Below are 18,334 nucleotides of genomic sequence, written 5' to 3'. Positions count from 1 at the left end.
TACACTTTTCTTCTTAAACTGCTTTTGCTAACTTTTCCAGAATACGCGCAACCGCAACAAAACCAAATGTAGCAGTCACATTGGTGATCGAACCAAAGCCCGATTCGCAGTCCATCTTCTTCGCGCCGTCGGCTTCACTCTTGCTAAAACAGACACCGCCATCTTGTGCCGGATAAGTTAACTGTTCTGTTGAATAGACACACTCAATACCAAACTTTCCTTTGCTGTCTCGTTTTACACCAAATTTTGTTTTTAACTGTTCGCGTAGTTTGGCAGCCAGTGGATCCTGAATTGTTTTACCTAAATCGGTAATTTTAATCTGGGTTGGATCTTTTTTACCGCCAGCCCCACCAATTGTAATCACTTTGATTTTATGACGACGACAATGTGCCAGAACTGCTGCCTTATCTCTCACACTATCAATGGCATCAATCACATAATCAAACTTCTTATGTTCTTTATTGCCGAGCAAATCTGTAACGTTTTCCGGATTAATAAAATCATCAATGCAATCAACCTGACATTCAGGATTAATCTGAAGTACTCGCTGCGCCATGATCTCCGTCTTTAAATCACCCACATGTTTTTGTAGCGCATGGATTTGCCGATTAGTATTAGTCAGACAGATATCATCCATATCGATTAAAGTAATCATCCCAATCCCGCTACGGGCTAAGGACTCAACAGCCCATGAACCCACACCACCAATTCCAATTACGCAAATATGTGCTTTTTGAAAATTAGCTAAGGCTTGTTCACCATAAAGACGAGCAATACCACTAAAACGTCGATAATAGGCTTCTGAAAAACTTGTCACGTTAACTCCTCTATCGACTCATTGGAACAGCCGGACTCAGATGACTACCTTCTGCCGGTTTGATTACCCACACCCGCCCGTAGTGGTTATAAAAACCAGCCAGCTCCCCTGCTTCTTCACCAATGCCTTGATAAATATCTAAATGTTGGCCTTTAATCGCACTGCCGATATCTAAAGCTACCATTAAGCGCAATTGGCGTTCACCATTAAATTGTCCGTTTTCATCTAACTGTGGCACTTCAACCAGAAGCACAGAACCAGATGGGATTAGTGATCGATCAGATGCAACTGAAGCTTTAGCCACAAGCGGGATCCCTGTAGAACCAACAACCGGTGCTGCCAATTGTGGATGGAAAAAGACGACTGAGGCATTTTGAACTAACAGCTCACGGACTTTAGTATCTTCCTGCTGATCTGCCCAAGCTTTAATCGCCTGCATAGAGATTTTATCTCTTTCAATTTCACCTTGCTCAATTAAAAGACGCCCGATACTTTGATAAGAGTGACCGTTTTTCCCTTTATAACTAAAGAAGGTTAATGGCTCACCATTTTCAAAATCAATATAACCGCTCCCCTGCACTTCCATAATAAAGTTATCGATTAAAGAATCTGTGTAGGCAAGTTCAAGATTATGACCATCTAATGCTCCCTCATAAATAGCAGCACGAGAAGGAAGTGTCCCCGACCACTTTTGTGGCATACCATACAACGGGAACTGGAAATGAGAATCAGGCTTATGACGCGCTTTAAGCACCGGAGTGTAATAACCGGTTAAATGCACATTGCCATAATTATCGGTACCGGCTAGTTGATAACTACTCAAGCCAAAACGATTTAAATATTGTGTCTGAGCGCCTGCTGCAATCCATTCATTTAACGCTTCATAAGTTGATTTATAACGACCATATAAAGAAGGAGAAACACTTTCAATAAGCTGAACTTGTTTTTCATAATCAGGAATATTAACTGGCTCAGATAACGTAATCTGAGTGAGATTAACCGACTCAGAAAACTCACCGTTAATATATTGCTGCCCTTGTTTTACTGGTCTGCTTTCGCATCCTACCAAAATGAGTAACAGAGACAAAATCCCACAATAAGCGATATTGCGCTTCCTCTTAAGCTGTGATTGAATGTTCATTTGTAACAAAGAGATTCCTGATAAATTACGACGCCTCATCATAACAATTTATTAGTCCTTAAGTAAGCCCAATATAAGCTGTGTTATGAAATGAATTAAATAGAATAAAAATTATTAATGAATTTACACAATAAAGTTATTGCGCTCACCACATATTGTATTTATAGTTTTTAGTTCGCTTTTCACCCGAAAGTCATAATTTATTAAAAATACAAGGTAATGAGGCAATGAGCTCCCAAATAAGTAATTCAGTTCCAGATAATACAAAGTTAAAACGTACATTATCAAGTCGTCACATTCAGCTAATTGCCATTAGCGGGGCGATTGGAACAGGCTTATTCATGGGTTCTGGTAAAACCATCAGTCTGGCCGGACCATCCATTATTTTTGTGTATATGATCATCGGTTTTGTGTTGTTTTTTGTTATGCGAGCGATGGGTGAACTACTTCTGTCTAACTTAAATTACAAATCGTTTAGTGATTTTGCTGCAGATTTACTTGGTCCATGGGCTGGCTTTTTTACCGGCTGGACATACTGGTTTTGCTGGGTGATCACCGGTATTGCCGATGTAGTTGCTATTGCAGGTTATACACAATACTGGCTCCCGACACTGGCAGCATGGATTCCAATGCTAATTTGTATTTTAGTTTTACTACTTCTTAATTTACTGACTGTACGTATGTTTGGTGAGACTGAATTCTGGTTCTCCATGATCAAAATCATTGCGATCGTGGCTCTGATCATAACTGGTATCGTTATGGTGGCGATTGCCTTTACTTCACCTGAAACAGGTACTACCGCATCACTCACTAATCTTTGGGAATATGGTGGAATGTTTCCTAAAGGATTGATGGGCTTCTTTGCCGGTTTCCAGATTGCTATCTTTGCTTTTGTCGGTATTGAGCTGGTTGGTACTACAGCAGCTGAAACCAAAAACCCGGAAGTGAATCTGCCAAGAGCAATCAACTCAATTCCAATACGTATTATTTTCTTCTACGTGTTTGCACTAATTACGATCATGAGCGTCACACCGTGGACTTATATTATTCCAAGTAAAAGTCCATTTGTAGAGCTATTTACTTTAGCGGGTCTGCCTGCTGCTGCCAGCATCATCAACTTTGTAGTGCTGACCTCAGCGGCCTCTTCTGCTAATAGTGGAATTTACTCAACCAGCCGTATGTTATTTGGTCTGGCAAAAGAGAGCGATGCACCTGAACCATTTGGTAAATTATCACGTCGCTCGGTGCCGGCAAACGGCTTATTATTCTCTTGTATCTGTCTACTTGGTGGTGTGGTTCTGATTTATTGTATTCCTGATATTATTACTGCCTTTACCATTGTAACAACTATCTCAGCCATTTTATTCATGTTTGTCTGGTCTATGATTTTGATCTCTTATTTGGCTTATCGTAAGAAAAAAGCTGAACTACACGCTAAATCAGCCTTCAAAATGCCTGGCGGTCAATTCATGTGTATTGCGTGTCTTGCCTTCTTTGCTTTCATGATCGTGCTTTTAACCTTTGAAGCGGATACCCGTCAGGCACTGATTGCCACACCAATCTGGTTTGTTATTCTGACTATCGGTTATTTCTTCCGCTGTAAAAATAACTAATTAACTATCTTATGAAGCGCATAGCATTGTGCGCTTCATGTTTTCATCTCTTCAACAAATCATTCCAGCCTGTCGCAAAATTAAAACCATGAGATAAGAGAAGTTGTCTCTGAAAATATATGCTAAAATCACTCATCTTTAAGTTGAATTATTGCTGGATAATATATGGCTTATACTCTGACCTACAATGACTTACCTGATAACATTCAAGAATGGCAAGGCTTACCACTATCCTTAATGGGATGTGAAGTAATGCCGCTCGACTATCATGCAGGTAAAACAGGTTGGATTTTATATGGTAAAAAGTTAAATAAAAGTCTGTTATCCAAATTCCAAAATCTACTCGCTATGCCAATAGTAGTAGTGTCATCGTGGAAAGTAAAAACATTACAAGTTGTGCGTATTGCTGGCTCTATGCCTAAAAAAGCGAAAGACATTGCTGATAAACTGGATCTGGATATTGCTCCAATTTCTCACTCTCCGTCTTTACGTTCACCGGGTTTGCTGGTAATGGATATGGATTCAACGGCAATAACGATTGAGTGTATCGATGAACTGGCTAAACTAGCCGGAACCGGTGAACAAGTGATTCAAATTACCGAACAAGCAATGCGTGGTGAACTCGATTTCGTCACCAGTTTACGTAAACGTGTTGCTACCCTTAAAGGTGCAGAGGCTGAAATCTTAGAACAAGTAAAAAGCCGTTTACCGTTAACGCCGGGACTGACTTTTTTAGTGCAGGAACTACAAAAAAGAGGCTGGCATGTGGTATTAATCTCTGGCGGTTTTACCTATTTTGCTGACCATTTAAAGGAAAAATTAAAACTCACCGCCGTTTATGCCAATCAATTAGGTATTCTCAACAATAAATTAACCGGTCGAGTCAAAGGTCAAATTGTAGATGCTAAATTCAAAGCTAAAACGTTACAAAAAGTGGCTAGCGAACTGGAAATACCTATTTCTCAAACCGTTGCTATTGGTGACGGTGCCAATGATTTAAAAATGATTAAAGCAGCCGGACTTGGTGTTGCTTATCACGCCAAACCAAAAGTGGTAGATAAAGCAAAAATAGCCATCAAGTTTGCTGACCTTACTGGTCTGTATTGTATTTTATCAGCCAGTCTGGATAGTGAAGGATAAGAGGTACAACTTGGCTAAAGCTCCAAAAACAGCATTTGTCTGTAATGAATGTGGTGCAGACTACCCGCGCTGGCAAGGACAATGTAGTGAATGTCACGCGTGGAATACTATAACAGAAATTCGCCTCGCTGCAGCTTCGAGTAACCGTAATGACAGGTTCTCAGGCTATTCAGGAAGTAGTACCGGACAGGCAAAAGTTCAAAAGTTATCAGAAATTAGTTTAGAAGCCCTGCCACGTTTCTCGACCGGATTTTCTGAATTTGATCGGGTACTGGGTGGTGGCGTTGTACCAGGTAGCGCAATCTTAATCGGTGGTAATCCCGGCGCAGGTAAGAGTACTCTGCTACTTCAGGTGCTGAGTAAAATCTCTTCTCAAATGAAAACGTTGTATGTCACTGGTGAAGAGTCCTTACAACAAGTGGCAATGCGTGCTCACCGTTTAGGACTACCGGCAGATAATTTAAACATGCTGTCAGAAACCAGTATTGAGCAGATCTGTCATATCGCTGAACAAGAGCTCCCAAAACTGATGGTGATCGACTCCATTCAGGTGATGCATATGGCTGATATTCAGTCCTCACCCGGAAGCGTAGCACAAGTCAGAGAAACTGCAGCTTACCTGACGCGTTTTGCCAAAACTAAAGGGATTGCCATTATTATGGTTGGCCATGTGACTAAAGACGGCACCCTAGCTGGACCAAAAGTCCTGGAACACTGTATTGACTGCTCGGTACTACTTGATGGTGATGCCGATTCCCGGTTCAGAACACTACGTAGTCATAAAAACCGCTTTGGTGCAGTCAATGAGCTTGGTGTTTTTGCTATGACTGAGCAAGGACTGAAAGAAGTTAGCAATCCATCGGCTATTTTCTTAAGCCGTGGTGATGAGCTGACTCCGGGTAGTTCGGTGATGGTTCTTTGGGAAGGAACCAGACCGCTGCTGGTAGAAATTCAGGCTTTAGTTGATCACTCACTGTTAGGTAACCCACGTCGTGTCGCTGTCGGACTTGAGCAAAATCGCTTAGCCTTACTGCTGGCAGTTTTACATCGTCATGGCGGTCTGCAAATGGCGGATCAGGACGTGTTTGTAAATGTCGTAGGTGGTATTAAAGTCACCGAAACCAGTGTTGACTTAGCACTGGTACTGTCTCTGGTTTCTAGTTTTAGAAACCGACCAATTCCTCAGGACCTTGTTATGTTTGGTGAGATTGGTTTAGGTGGTGAGATTCGTCCGGTCCCAAGTGGTCAGGAAAGAATATCAGAAGCAGCAAAACATGGCTTTAAACGCGCCATCGTTCCGTATGCCAATATGCCTAAAAAAGTACTGCCTAATATGCAAGTTTTTGGTGTCAAAAAACTTTCTGAAGCCTTAAGTATTCTGGCTGATTTAGATTAAAAATAATAATAACTTATTTAATAATAAAAGAAATAAAACAATATGAAAAAGTATCTACTACCAATCTTTTTAACCATCACAACCCTCTTTTTCACCAGTTGTTCAGATGATACGTCTTATACACTTGATAATCCAACAGAAGATGCCATCACTGTCCAGATTGATGATAAGAAATATGAACTTGATGAATACAGCAGAGTGACAATAAAACTCGCTCCTGGAGCCCACCAACTCATATCTAAATCAGCAGGAACGGTCAATTTTACCGTTTACCCGGATCGTAATGGTGGAATCATCAATCCCACACTAACCACTTATATTTTATTAAATGAAGTCTACACCGTTGATACAGCAAGTCGTGAGAGTTATCGCCCATCATCAGATACCATTATCGTCAACGGCAAATCGTATACCGCTAATTTTAAGCGTCTTGATGGTTTATTTATTCCTGAACAATGGAGCTACGATCTGGATGAAGAGCTACCTGATGAAGTCACTGTTTACAACAATAAATCAGGTACGATTAAGAGCAAAATTTTCTCTTTAGAAGATTTTGTACTTTACTATCTCAACTACTATGGTAAACCAGATAATGCTCGCGGACAGAAAGCAGTAGTCATGACTCGGGCACAAATTTTAGCGTTTAATCAACCAACTACCTTACCTGATTTTTTAAGCGCAGAATTTCAGGAAGCTACGTTGCCACTAAGAGCTCTGTATACAGAATATATGCAGACAATTGATCCGGAGCAGCAAAAAGCTCTGCAGGAACAATATCATAAAATGATGTCACAATATGTGACTGACACTATGTATTTACATGCAAAGCAAAGTACAGAAGAAAACAATAAGGCCAATGATTTTACTACTCAGGTCAGTAATCTTTTTGGTACCAGTTTCTTAATTACCAGCTACAAATAACACTTATTTATCACGTAATGTAAGTATCTTTTTGCATTACGTGATATTTCTGACCCCTCAACAGTTATTCTCCAGTTCACTCTACAAGCTATTTGTATAATCGTTACTACAAACATCTGTCTGTAAGTTCACTCAATACATTTTTTTATGAATTCGTATATACTATGAGCATTAAGCCTACTCAATACTCTTAATAGAAAGTGAAATTATGTCCGAAAATACAGATTACGAACAACTTAATGAGCAATTAAAATCTTATGGCATTGGCATGAATGCTTCTGAGCTACACGGTTTTATCACCGGTATGCTGGCCGGAGGCAATAAAGATGATAGCTGGAAGACTTTGCTTAATGACATGGTTAATGATGGGCAACCTTTGGTTGGCAGACTCGCAGAGCTCACACAAAAATGTTATGAATCAACCAAAGAACATCTGGAAGGTTCAGAGTTTGATTTTCAAATATTATTATCTGAACGTGATCTGTTCACGCAAATTGATGATTTAGTGGGCTGGGTTAATCACTATTTATTAGGTCTTGGTTTAGTACAACCACAGCTAACTAAAGTAAAAGGTGATGTTAAAGAAGCGATCAACGATCTCAGACAAATCACTGCTCTTGGCTATGACGCAGAAGAAGATGATCCGGAAGACCTTGCTTACGCATTTGAAGAAGTATCTGAATATGTTCGTGTCGCGGTTATGTTATGTCACGATGAATTTACTGATGAACATAGTTCAAATACCGTCCATTAATTTTTGTATATAAATCAATAGGTTATAAATTATGCAAAAAGAGATTTTAGCCCGCCGTCAACAATTTATTAATAAGATGCAGCTAAATAGTGCTGCTATTTTTTTTGCTGCACCGGAGCAAACACGTAGTAATGACACGTGTTATCCTTATCGACAAAACAGTGACTTCTGGTATTTAACCGGATTTAACGAGCCGGAAGCAGCATTACTGTTAATCAAATCAGAATCAGGTGTAAAGTCTATCTTATTTAATCGGGTTAAAGATCCTTTGGCTGAAACATGGACTGGTTATCGCTTAGGACAACAAGCAGCAGTTGATACTCTTTGTGTCGATCAGGCTTATCCTTTTGATCAAATCACTACTGTTTTGCCTCAACATTTAAATCATCTTGATGCTATTTATCATGCAGATCAGCAATTTGATTTCGCTGATCAGATTCTTGACTGTGTTCTTGAAATTCTACGTAAAGGGTTACGTCAGGGTTATGTTGCACCAACAACCATTATTGACTGGCGCCCAACATTACATGAAATGCGCTTATTTAAAAGTCCTAAAGAGATCGAGATTATGCGGGAAGCCGGAAAAATCAGTGCTCAGGGGCATATCCGAGCGATGAAAAGTTGTCGGGTCGGACAGTTTGAATATCATCTGGAAGCAGAAATACTGCACGAGTTTGCTAAACATGGTGCACGCTTCCCGTCTTACAATACGATTGTTGGCGGCGGTAATAACGGCTGTATTTTGCATTATGAAAATAATAGTGAACAGCTAAAAAATAATGAGCTGGTTCTGATCGATGCGGGGTGTGAATACCAGCATTATGCGGGTGATATCACACGTACTTTTCCGGTTAATGGTAAGTTTACCCCAGCGCAACGCCAGATCTATGATATTGTTTTAAAATCTCTCTATTATGCTCTGGATAACCTTAAAGCCGGCACATCAATTAAACAAGTGAATGATCAGGTTATCCGCATTATGTTAGAAGGCTTAACAAAACTTGGAATTGTCACAGGTAATCTTGATACTTTAGTGGCAGAAAAGGCTTATCTGCCTTTTTATATGCACGGTCTTGGACACTGGCTTGGCCTTGATGTGCACGATGTAGGTGATTACAAAACAGCAACCAGAGACAGAATGCTGGAACCGGGTATGGTACTGACTGTGGAACCGGGACTATATATCAATAAAGATGCTGATGTGCCACCGCAATACAGAGGTATTGGTATTCGTATCGAAGATAATATTTTAATTACTCAGACAGGTAATGACATATTTACTGCAGATGTACCAAAAGATCCAAGTGAGATTGAAAAATTAATGGCTCATTAATCTGATAAAGACCATCTTATATGATCTTTATTTTATATCTCAATAAACTAGCCATCTAAACGGATCGATTTATCCTGATTAAAGATAATCGTAATAGTAAGGTCTGTCGCTATTTTGGCCTCGTACCGCCATGAGTTCATCGCCCGGATAACAGAACGATTAAAAATATTGCCGGGTTTAGCATCAATGATACGAATATTGGTCACATTACCTTTTTCATCTACATCATACATAACCACCACACGCCCTTCTATTCGTAGATCTAAAGCACGTCTTGGATATTCTGGCTGCCTGCGACTAATAGGCATTGGTTTTGCAGCGTACACTGTATTGTTAGAAGAACTGGCTGACACAGCTTGCTCTGCCCGGTTAGGCACATCAATCTCCTGACGCACCTGAGCCTGAGAAGCACGCTGAACCGGTGGTTTCAATTGAGGTGGTTTAACCTGTGGCACAACGACCTCAGCTTTGGTTTCTACAACGACTTCTTTAGGTGTTTCAATAATTTTTGGTTCTTCAAGGGAAGGAACTTCTTCAACTTTTTCTTCTACAATTTCGATCACTTCTGGCTCAGATATAGCTTCACCAGGTGCTTCCATAGAGTCTTCAACCAGAGAAAGTTCAGGCGCTGCTGTCATCTGAGATATATCAATGATAATAGCTTTGATCGAGTCTTCACCGGATATAATAGAGTCATTACTAGAAAATAGATAAGAGAATAGCAGTGCTGCAGCTAAAGCCGCGTGCCCACAAATAGAAAAAGGAACGGCTTTGAGCGTACCAAATTTTCGTGTTGTCTTCTTCTCAATTATTTTCATAGTAATAGGTGGCACTCTGTCGGAATCGCATATTGTAAATGAAAATCACTCTCATTAAAACTATAATTATATAAAATTTAACACGCATTCCTTGTTGATACTAGCGCTTTATAAGATAATACAAAGTAATAGAAATAAACACTGATATCATGATACTGGAAGATTCCATGAGCAAACTCTCTCTTGAGCAGATTATTGAATTGATCGCTGACGATTTATCCCAAGTAAATGCTGTTATTCAGCAACAATTAAATTCTGATGTCGTTCTTATCAATCAGCTGGGAAGCTATATTATTAGCGGTGGTGGTAAACGTGTTCGCCCTATCATTGCACTGCTTGGTGCTAAAGCACTTGACTACACGGGAGATAAACATATTACTGCCGCTGCCTTTATCGAATTTATTCATACGGCAACACTCCTGCATGATGATGTGGTTGATGAATCATCACTGCGCCGTGGTAAATCAACTGCTAATGTCTTATTTGGCAATGCTGCCAGTGTATTAGTTGGCGATTATATTTATACTCGCTCATTCCAAATGATGACAAGTATTGGTTCTTTAGATGTGCTAAAAGTAATGTCGAGTGCGACCAATGTCATTGCTGAAGGCGAAGTACTACAGCTCATGAACTGTAATGATTCTAATACTACCGAAGATCAATATATGCAGGTAATTTATAGTAAGACAGCTCGTTTATTTGAGGCCTCTTCTCATACTGCAGCAATTATTGCTGGCGCTAACCAAACACAACAAAATGCTCTTCAAGATTATGGACGCTATATTGGTACAGCTTTCCAGTTAATTGATGATCTCCTCGATTATAGTGCAAAAGACGCAGCAGCTTTAGGTAAGAATCTGGGAGACGACCTTAATGAAGGTAAACCGACACTTCCACTATTACATGCGATGAATAATACCACACCAGAAGACGCCAAACTTATCAAAGATGCGATTGAAAATGGTAATGGGCGCCATCTGCTGGATCGCGTATTACATATCATGCAAGAGTGTGGTTCTTTGGAATATACTTATCAGAAAGCCCAACAAGAGGCAGAAAAAGCCAGCAAAGCTATTGATATTTTGCCTGATTCTGTTTACAAAACAGCACTGCAATCTTTAGCGATGATTTCAGTTAAGCGACAAGCTTAGTCAATTAGGTTTTTAAATAGATAAAAGCGCCGTTCTGGCGCTTTTATATTTAATCATTTTGATATCTAAATACTACGACAAGCTACAGGTGCATTGAATGAAGTACTACCAGCACTAATAGTACCTAAATTATTAACATAAAAAAGGCTAGAACCAACTTTGCTTGATGTCCAATAGGAAGTACCATAAAACTCAGCTATTCCCCCATAAGTTTTGGAATAAGCATACACTGGTCCCCATTCACCAAATAAGCTGGCCCCAACAATGCGCTGATAATTATTCGTCGTGGTTATCCCAGTCCAACCCAGCCCTGTGGCTGTAGTGAGTTCAGATGCAGTAGGAATACGATAGCTGCCCAAACCACTACACCAAGCTGTTTGTGTTGTCAGTAGTCCATTCACAGTACTGCGCGTAACATACCAATTCTTTATCTGAAATTGATAAGAAGCAACCACGCGATTAGGTGTTACCGAAGTATCAGTACCGGTGACCTTAATAGTCGTTGCTCCTGTGAATTTTGGTGCGGTGGCACCAATCTCAAAGCTACTTGCGACAGGGCCTCTTAATGTCACCATTACCATAGTATTTGCTCTATAATTAAGATTACTTGCACTACTCAATATTGATTTTTCGGCTGCCACAGTAGCTGTAACATTAGATGCGGATGGTGTGGATGTTGCACTCCAGGTTATACCGGGCGCTTGTACATTAACACCTGCTACAACAAGATTGAAGAATAATCCATCTCCTCCCATAGTAGGAAAATTATTAGCAATAGTTGCTTGTGGAATAAATCCAGCGGCTGGGTTAAATTTTAGTGGAGTACCAGGATCATATACACCTGTTGCATAGGTTAAAGATGGTGAGGCATAGCAAACAGGATCATTTAACTCTATATTAAATTTATTCTGTGGGTTTTTAGTAATAGCAATCGTAGAGTCCGGATAGTTTTGGCTAATAGGGTCACCATAACTCGTTTTTAATATTATAGGTCCACCGACTTTAATATAAGGAACAACCCCGGCAATCGCTAATTCACAAAAAGTCTGTGCTTTTTGTGTCGCATTTAATAAGCTTTCAGAGCCTGCAGTAGTTGTATAATACCAATCAGCAGTTATAGAACCGGTTGTTCGTTCAGCGACAGAATCAGGCCCAAAAATATCACCATTACTATCAGTCGCCTGTGCGGTAGTAGCACCTTTACGAGTTGGCGTAAAAGTAATATCGTTTGGCTTATTATTCATGTACGTCAAACCAGAACTTGCCAGCTTAGAAGTAAAATTAATCTGATTAAAATAATCTACCCCACTATAATTGATACCCAGTAGATCAAAATTTTTCCCATTTTGAATAGTTGATTCATAAGTTGCATTAAAGCGAGGGGACTGCCCCTGAATTGTTTTTGCTGATTCTGCTGATAATAAAGCATTTGCCGGGCTGATAATAATGGCTACATTTAGTAGAACTAGTAACGTTTGCAATAAATAATGCTGAATTATATTTTTATATAAATAGTGAATAGTATGCACTTGATATCCCTTCCCCAATCTTTCTTATTATTTTTTAATTTCAAAACATCAGCTAAATCTATTTCATATTCAGATTTATTATCTACTGATAATAAATTTTCATTAGAGATAAACAGCTAGCTAAATAGTTAATCTATTTCTTATAGAATTTACTTAAATACTGTCTATAGTTATGTAAAATTCGCTCTAAGGATACCTACTTTTTGAGATAAAATAAAATTCATATAACCGATCAATTACCCCTCATTAATTAGATTAAATCTATTAATGGTAATTTTATTGATCGTTTAAAACTATTTTCAATATATGTTTTATATAAGATTTTTATAGAAAATGATAAACAAACACATTGGCTTGTATTAATAGAAAGGAAAATAGATAAAATAGAATAAGATAGGAGAAGTGGTATATATCCACCGTGTAAAGTGTCACCAGATGAAACCAATATCATACCTGCATCCCACCCCAAATCACAGGCATAAAAAAAGCCCAGTCGCTAAACTGGGCTATTCATAGTTAAAAGCCTGGCTGTTCCCTACTCTCACATGGGGACTCCCCACACTACCATCGGCACCACAACGTTTCACTTCTGAGTTCGGCATGGGATCAGGTGGGACCATTGCGTTATCGCAGCCAGACATATTCCGTCTGTCTCTTCAACATAAAACAAGCTGAGTCATGATACTCTCGATAGCCTGCGCTACCCCATATCAACATAACAAGTCAACCCTCAGCGTCTTCACTTATCGTCAAAAACACCTCAGAGTTGTAAGGTTAAGACTCTCGGTTCATTAGTATTGGTTAGCTCAACACATCGCTGTGCTTACACACCCAACCTATCTACGTCCTGGTCTCGAACGAACCTTACAGTGTCTCCACTGGGAGAACTCATCTCGGGGCTAGTTTCGCGCTTAGATGCTTTCAGCGCTTATCTATTCCGCACGTAGCTACCGGGCAATGCAATTGGCATCACAACCCGAACACCAGTGGTGCGTTCACTTCGGTCCTCTCGTACTAGAAGCAAACCCCCTCAATTCTCCTGCGCCCATGGCAGATAGGGACCGAACTGTCTCACGACGTTCTAAACCCAGCTCGCGTACCACTTTAAACGGCGAACAGCCGTACCCTTGGGACCTACTTCAGCCCCAGGATGTGATGAGCCGACATCGAGGTGCCAAACACCGCCGTCGATATGAACTCTTGGGCGGTATCAGCCTGTTATCCCCGGAGTACCTTTTATCCGTTGAGCGATGGCCCTTCCATTCAGAACCACCGGATCACTATGACCTACTTTCGTACCTGCTCGAACCGTCGCTCTCGCAGTCAAGCTAGCTTATGCCATTGCACTAACCTCCTGATGTCCGACCAGGATTAGCTAACCTTCGTGCTCCTCCGTTACTCTTTGGGAGGAGACCGCCCCAGTCAAACTACCCACCAGACAGTGTCCCTACACGCGATTCAGCATGCTAGGTTAGAACATCAAACATTAAAGGGTGGTATTTCAAGGTCGACTCCATGCAAACTGGCGTTCACACTTCTAAGTCTCCCACCTATCCTACACATTAAGGCTCAATGTTCACTGTCAAGCTATAGTAAAGGTTCACGGGGTCTTTCCGTCTTGCCACGGGTACACCGCATCTTCACGGCGATTTCAATTTCACTGAGTCTCGGGTGGAGACAGCCTGGCCATCATTACGCCATTCGTGCAGGTCGGAACTTACCCGACAAGGAATTTCGCTACCTTAGGACCGTTATAGTTACGGCCGCCGTTTACTGGGGCTTCGATCAAGAGCTTCGCTTACGCTAACCCCATCAATTAACCTTCCAGCACCGGGCAGGCGTCACACCGTATACGTCCACTTTCGTGTTTGCACAGTGCTGTGTTTTTATTAAACAGTTGCAGCCAGCTGGTATCTTCGACTGACTTCACCTCCATCCGCAAGGGACTTCAATTACCATCAGCGTGCCTTCTCCCGAAGTTACGGCACCATTTTGCCTAGTTCCTTCACCCGAGTTCTCTCAAGCGCCTGAGTATTCTCTACCTGACCACCTGTGTCGGTTTGGGGTACGATTAGTGTATACCTGAAGCTTAGAGGCTTTTCCTGGAAGCAGGGCATCAGTTACTTCAGCACCGTAGTGCCTCGTCATCACGCCTCAGTGTTACAGTGGCCGGATTTGCCTAACCACACACCTACACGCTTAACCCAACATCCGATAGTTGGTAAACCTAGCCTTCTCCGTCCCCCCATCGCAATATACACCAGTACGGGAATATTAACCCGTTTCCCATCGACTACGCCTTTCGGCCTCGCCTTAGGGGTCGACTCACCCTGCCCCGATTAACGTTGGACAGGAACCCTTGGTCTTCCGGCGTGCGGGCTTTTCACCCGCATTATCGTTACTTATGTCAGCATTCGCACTTCTGATACCTCCAGCAAACCTCTCGATTCACCTTCGCAGGCTTACAGAACGCTCCCCTACCCAATATACTTACGTATACTGCCGCAGCTTCGGTGCATAGTTTAGCCCCGTTACATCTTCCGCGCAGGCCGACTCGACTAGTGAGCTATTACGCTTTCTTTAAATGATGGCTGCTTCTAAGCCAACATCCTAGCTGTCTAAGCCTTCCCACTTCGTTTCCCACTTAACTATGACTTTGGGACCTTAGCTGGCGGTCTGGGTTGTTTCCCTCTTCACGACGAACGTTAGCACCCGCCGTGTGTCTCCCATGCTAAAACTCATCGGTATTCGGAGTTTGCATCGAGTTGGTAATCCGGGATGGACCCCTAGTCGAAACAGTGCTCTACCCCCAATGGTTATACATGAGGCGCTACCTAAATAGCTTTCGGGGAGAACCAGCTATCTCCCGGTTTGATTGGCCTTTCACCCCCAGCCACAAGTCATCCGCTAATTTTTCAACATTAGTCGGTTCGGTCCTCCAGTTAGTGTTAACCAACCTTCAACCTGCCCATGGCTAGATCACCGGGTTTCGGGTCTATACCCTGCAACTTAACGCCCAGTTAAGACTCGGTTTCCCTTCGGCTCCCCTATTCGGTTAACCTTGCTACAGAATATAAGTCGCTGACCCATTATACAAAAGGTACGCAGTCACCACTACCCAACGGTAGCAGCTCCCACTGCTTGTACGTACACGGTTTCAGGTTCTCTTTCACTCCCCTCGCCGGGGTTCTTTTCGCCTTTCCCTCACGGTACTGGTTCACTATCGGTCAATCAGGAGTATTTAGCCTTGGAGGATGGTCCCCCCATCTTCAGACAGGATATCACGTGTCCCGCCCTACTCTTCAAGCTTCCATATGCTACATTTTTGTGTACGGGACTATCACCCTCTGTCGTGCGACTTTCCAGACGCTTCCACTAACATAACATACTACCCGCTTTGGGCTCCTCCCCGTTCGCTCGCCGCTACTGGGGGAATCTCGGTTGATTTCTTTTCCTCGGGGTACTTAGATGTTTCAGTTCTCCCGGTTTGCCTCCTTAACCTATGTATTCAGTTAAGGATAGTGTATAAAATACACTGGGTTTCCCCATTCGGACATCAACGGCTATAGCGCCTTTTATCGGCTCACCGTCGCTTTTCGCAGATTAACACGTCCTTCTTCGCCTCTGATTGCCTAGGCATCCACCGTGTACGCTTAATTTCTTAACCTTACAACTCTTAGATGTCTCTAACAGCTATAAGTCTTCTCTCTTACTCTGTCATACCGCACGTATCAATAAAAATACCAATACACACCGCACAACCAGCTCGAGAACTCGTTATTTTTTCAGCTTGTTCCATATTGTTAAAGAGCAATTATCTCACAACACACTTAGACATCTTAGTAATGCATAATGTGCTTTGAGATAAGTTCCGTTGTCAGTCTCATTGAGATACCTGAAATTCATCAGAATCACTACTCAATGTCATTATCTTTATCATTTCTGATAATTCACAAGATAATGGCGTCCCCTAGGGGATTCGAACCCCTGTTACCGCCGTGAAAGGGCGATGTCCTAGGCCTCTAGACGAAGGGGACCTCGACAACGTATTTTTTAAACAAACAATCTGTGTGAACACTTACAGAATCTCGTAGTAAGGAGGTGATCCAACCGCAGGTTCCCCTACGGTTACCTTGTTACGACTTCACCCCAGTCATGAATCACAAAGTGGTAAGCGCCCTCCTTGCGGTTAAGCTACCTACTTCTTTTGCAACCCACTCCCATGGTGTGACGGGCGGTGTGTACAAGGCCCGGGAACGTATTCACCGTAGCATTCTGATCTACGATTACTAGCGATTCCGACTTCATGGAGTCGAGTTGCAGACTCCAATCCGGACTTAGACGCACTTTATGAGGTCCGCTTACTCTCGCAAGTTCGCTTCTCTTTGTATGCGCCATTGTAGCACGTGTGTAGCCCTGGTCGTAAGGGCCATGATGACTTGACGTCATCCCCACCTTCCTCCGCTTTATCAACGGCAGTCTCCTTTGAGTTCCCACCATTACGTGCTGGCAACAAAGGATAGGGGTTGCGCTCGTTGCGGGACTTAACCCAACATTTCACAACACGAGCTGACGACAGCCATGCAGCACCTGTCTCATAGCTCCCGAAGGCACCAAAGCATCTCTGCTAAGTTCTATGGATGTCAAGACCAGGTAAGGTTCTTCGCGTTGCATCGAATTAAACCACATGCTCCACCGCTTGTGCGGGCCCCCGTCAATTCATTTGAGTTTTAACCTTGCGGCCGTACTCCCCAGGCGGTCAATTTATCGCGTTAGCTTCGGAGCCCATCACTCTAGGCAACAAACTCCAAATTGACATCGTTTACAGCGTGGACTACCAGGGTATCTAATCCTGTTTGCTCCCCACGCTTTCGCATCTCAGCGTCAGTATCTGACCAGAAGGCCGCCTTCGCCACCGGTATTCCTCCACATCTCTACGCATTTCACCGCTACACATGGAATTCTACCTTCCTCTTCAGTACTCTAGACCACCAGTTTTAAGTGCAATTCCCAGGTTGAGCCCGGGGCTTTCACACCTAACTTAATGACCCACCTACATGCCCTTTACGCCCAGTCATTCCGATTAACGCTCGCACCCTCCGTATTACCGCGGCTGCTGGCACGGAGTTAGCCGGTGCTTCTTCTGTGAGTAACGTCAATGTGTACACCTATTAGATATACACCCTTCCTCCTCACCGAAAGTACTTTACAACCCGAAGGCCTTCTTCATACACGCGGCATGGCTGCATCAGGGTTTCCCCCATTGTGCAATATTCCCCACTGCTGCCTCCCGTAGGAGTCTGGACCGTGTCTCAGTTCCAGTGTGGCTGGTCATCCTCTCAGACCAGCTAGAGATCGTCGCCTAGGTGAGCCATTACCTCACCTACTAGCTAATCCCATATGGGTTCATCAGATGGCACATGGCCCGAAGGTCCCATGCTTTGGTCTTGCGACATTATACGGTATTAGCAGTCGTTTCCAACTGTTGTCCCCTTCCATCCGGCAGATCCCCATACATTACTCACCCGTCCGCCACTCGTCAGCAAGAGCAAGCTCTTCTGTTACCGTTCGACTTGCATGTGTTAAGCCTGCCGCCAGCGTTCAATCTGAGCCATGATCAAACTCTTCAATTTAAAGTTTGATGCTCAATGAATGTTGACATAAATTTCATTTCAAATGAATCTTTGTGTCACTCATCAAGACTTAATTTTTAAGTCCGTA

11 protein-coding genes, 1 tRNA gene and 3 rRNA genes are annotated in these 18,334 nt (G+C 42.3%); 7 read left to right on the top strand and 8 right to left on the bottom strand.

Annotated features, from left to right (window positions below):
* Window positions 1-13: 13 nt before the first annotated feature.
* Complete coding sequence (gene tcdA / locus IPMB12_RS03415; protein ID WP_166914968.1) at window positions 14-817, bottom strand: tRNA cyclic N6-threonylcarbamoyladenosine(37) synthase TcdA; 804 nt, start codon at window positions 815-817, stop codon at window positions 14-16.
* A 10-nt stretch (window positions 818-827) separates the two neighbouring features.
* Window positions 828-1,958, bottom strand: a complete 1,131-nt coding sequence (mltA, locus tag IPMB12_RS03410) for a murein transglycosylase A (protein WP_166914966.1) — start codon at window positions 1,956-1,958, stop codon at window positions 828-830.
* A 227-nt stretch (window positions 1,959-2,185) separates the two neighbouring features.
* Between mltA and cycA the strand changes: the two genes are divergently transcribed.
* From cycA to pepP, 6 genes are all read left to right on the top strand, one after another.
* Window positions 2,186-3,571: a D-serine/D-alanine/glycine transporter gene (cycA, locus tag IPMB12_RS03405; RefSeq protein ID WP_166914964.1), complete on the top strand. Its 1,386-nt coding sequence runs from the start codon at window positions 2,186-2,188 to the stop codon at window positions 3,569-3,571.
* Between the two features lie 165 nt (window positions 3,572-3,736).
* Window positions 3,737-4,711, top strand: coding sequence for a phosphoserine phosphatase (gene serB, locus IPMB12_RS03400; protein ID WP_166914961.1), 975 nt, complete (start codon window positions 3,737-3,739; stop codon window positions 4,709-4,711).
* Window positions 4,712-4,721: 10 nt separating this feature from the next.
* The gene (radA, locus tag IPMB12_RS03395; protein WP_166914959.1) at window positions 4,722-6,107 is read left to right on the top strand and encodes a DNA repair protein RadA; all 1,386 of its coding nucleotides are present in this window, start codon (window positions 4,722-4,724) and stop codon (window positions 6,105-6,107) included.
* A 42-nt stretch (window positions 6,108-6,149) separates the two neighbouring features.
* Complete coding sequence (locus tag IPMB12_RS03390; protein ID WP_166914957.1) at window positions 6,150-7,028, top strand: hypothetical protein; 879 nt, start codon at window positions 6,150-6,152, stop codon at window positions 7,026-7,028.
* A 208-nt stretch (window positions 7,029-7,236) separates the two neighbouring features.
* Window positions 7,237-7,782 carry a YecA/YgfB family protein gene (locus tag IPMB12_RS03385; protein ID WP_208293538.1) on the top strand — a complete coding sequence of 182 codons (546 nt, stop codon included), beginning with the start codon at window positions 7,237-7,239 and terminating at the stop codon, window positions 7,780-7,782.
* 28 nt (window positions 7,783-7,810) lie between these two features.
* Window positions 7,811-9,115 (top strand): Xaa-Pro aminopeptidase, encoded by a 1,305-nt coding sequence (gene pepP, locus IPMB12_RS03380; RefSeq protein WP_166917676.1) that lies wholly within the window; start codon window positions 7,811-7,813, stop codon window positions 9,113-9,115.
* A 47-nt stretch (window positions 9,116-9,162) separates the two neighbouring features.
* Here the strand turns inward: pepP and IPMB12_RS03375 are convergent, their stop codons facing one another.
* A complete protein-coding gene (locus tag IPMB12_RS03375; RefSeq protein ID WP_166914955.1) occupies window positions 9,163-9,933 on the bottom strand; it encodes a TonB family protein in 771 nt (256 codons plus the stop codon).
* Window positions 9,934-10,100: 167 nt separating this feature from the next.
* On the opposite strand from IPMB12_RS03375, the gene ispB reads away from it, so the two are divergent.
* Window positions 10,101-11,084 carry an octaprenyl diphosphate synthase gene (ispB, locus tag IPMB12_RS03370; RefSeq protein ID WP_166914953.1) on the top strand — a complete coding sequence of 328 codons (984 nt, stop codon included), beginning with the start codon at window positions 10,101-10,103 and terminating at the stop codon, window positions 11,082-11,084.
* 65 nt (window positions 11,085-11,149) lie between these two features.
* On the opposite strand, the gene IPMB12_RS03365 is transcribed toward ispB, so the two are convergent.
* The 5 genes from IPMB12_RS03365 to IPMB12_RS03345 all read right to left on the bottom strand — a co-directional run bounded on the left by IPMB12_RS03365 (window position 11,150) and on the right by IPMB12_RS03345 (window position 18,246).
* Entirely contained in the window at window positions 11,150-12,565 is a 1,416-nt protein-coding gene (locus IPMB12_RS03365) for a hypothetical protein (RefSeq protein ID WP_166914951.1), read from the bottom strand.
* 570 nt (window positions 12,566-13,135) lie between these two features.
* Window positions 13,136-13,251: ribosomal RNA gene (gene rrf, locus IPMB12_RS03360) — 5S ribosomal RNA — on the bottom strand.
* Window positions 13,252-13,383: 132 nt separating this feature from the next.
* Window positions 13,384-16,280: ribosomal RNA gene (locus IPMB12_RS03355) — 23S ribosomal RNA — on the bottom strand.
* Between the two features lie 294 nt (window positions 16,281-16,574).
* Window positions 16,575-16,650, bottom strand: a tRNA-Glu gene (locus tag IPMB12_RS03350).
* 57 nt (window positions 16,651-16,707) lie between these two features.
* A 16S ribosomal RNA gene (locus IPMB12_RS03345) occupies window positions 16,708-18,246 on the bottom strand.
* Together the 16S, 23S and 5S rRNA genes with 1 tRNA gene alongside form the textbook arrangement of a ribosomal RNA operon.
* Window positions 18,247-18,334 lie beyond the last annotated feature (88 nt).

It is taken from the genome of Zophobihabitans entericus (assembly GCF_011745665.1).
In the GTDB taxonomy this organism is placed as follows: Bacteria; Pseudomonadota; Gammaproteobacteria; order Enterobacterales; family Orbaceae; genus Zophobihabitans; species Zophobihabitans entericus.
This window is presented reverse-complemented; position numbering and strand designations above follow the sequence as displayed.

Excerpts from the sequence above, each read along its gene's own strand:
- mltA (WP_166914966.1), bottom strand. The coding sequence starts at position 1,958 with ATGAACATTCAATCACAGCTTAAGAGGAAGCGCAATATCGCTTATTGT.
- cycA (WP_166914964.1), top strand. The coding sequence starts at position 2,186 with ATGAGCTCCCAAATAAGTAATTCAGTTCCAGATAATACAAAGTTAAAA.
- serB (WP_166914961.1), top strand. The coding sequence starts at position 3,737 with ATGGCTTATACTCTGACCTACAATGACTTACCTGATAACATTCAAGAA.
- IPMB12_RS03390 (WP_166914957.1), top strand. The coding sequence starts at position 6,150 with ATGAAAAAGTATCTACTACCAATCTTTTTAACCATCACAACCCTCTTT.
- IPMB12_RS03385 (WP_208293538.1), top strand. The coding sequence starts at position 7,237 with ATGTCCGAAAATACAGATTACGAACAACTTAATGAGCAATTAAAATCT.
- IPMB12_RS03375 (WP_166914955.1), bottom strand. The coding sequence starts at position 9,933 with ATGAAAATAATTGAGAAGAAGACAACACGAAAATTTGGTACGCTCAAA.
- ispB (WP_166914953.1), top strand. The coding sequence starts at position 10,101 with ATGAGCAAACTCTCTCTTGAGCAGATTATTGAATTGATCGCTGACGAT.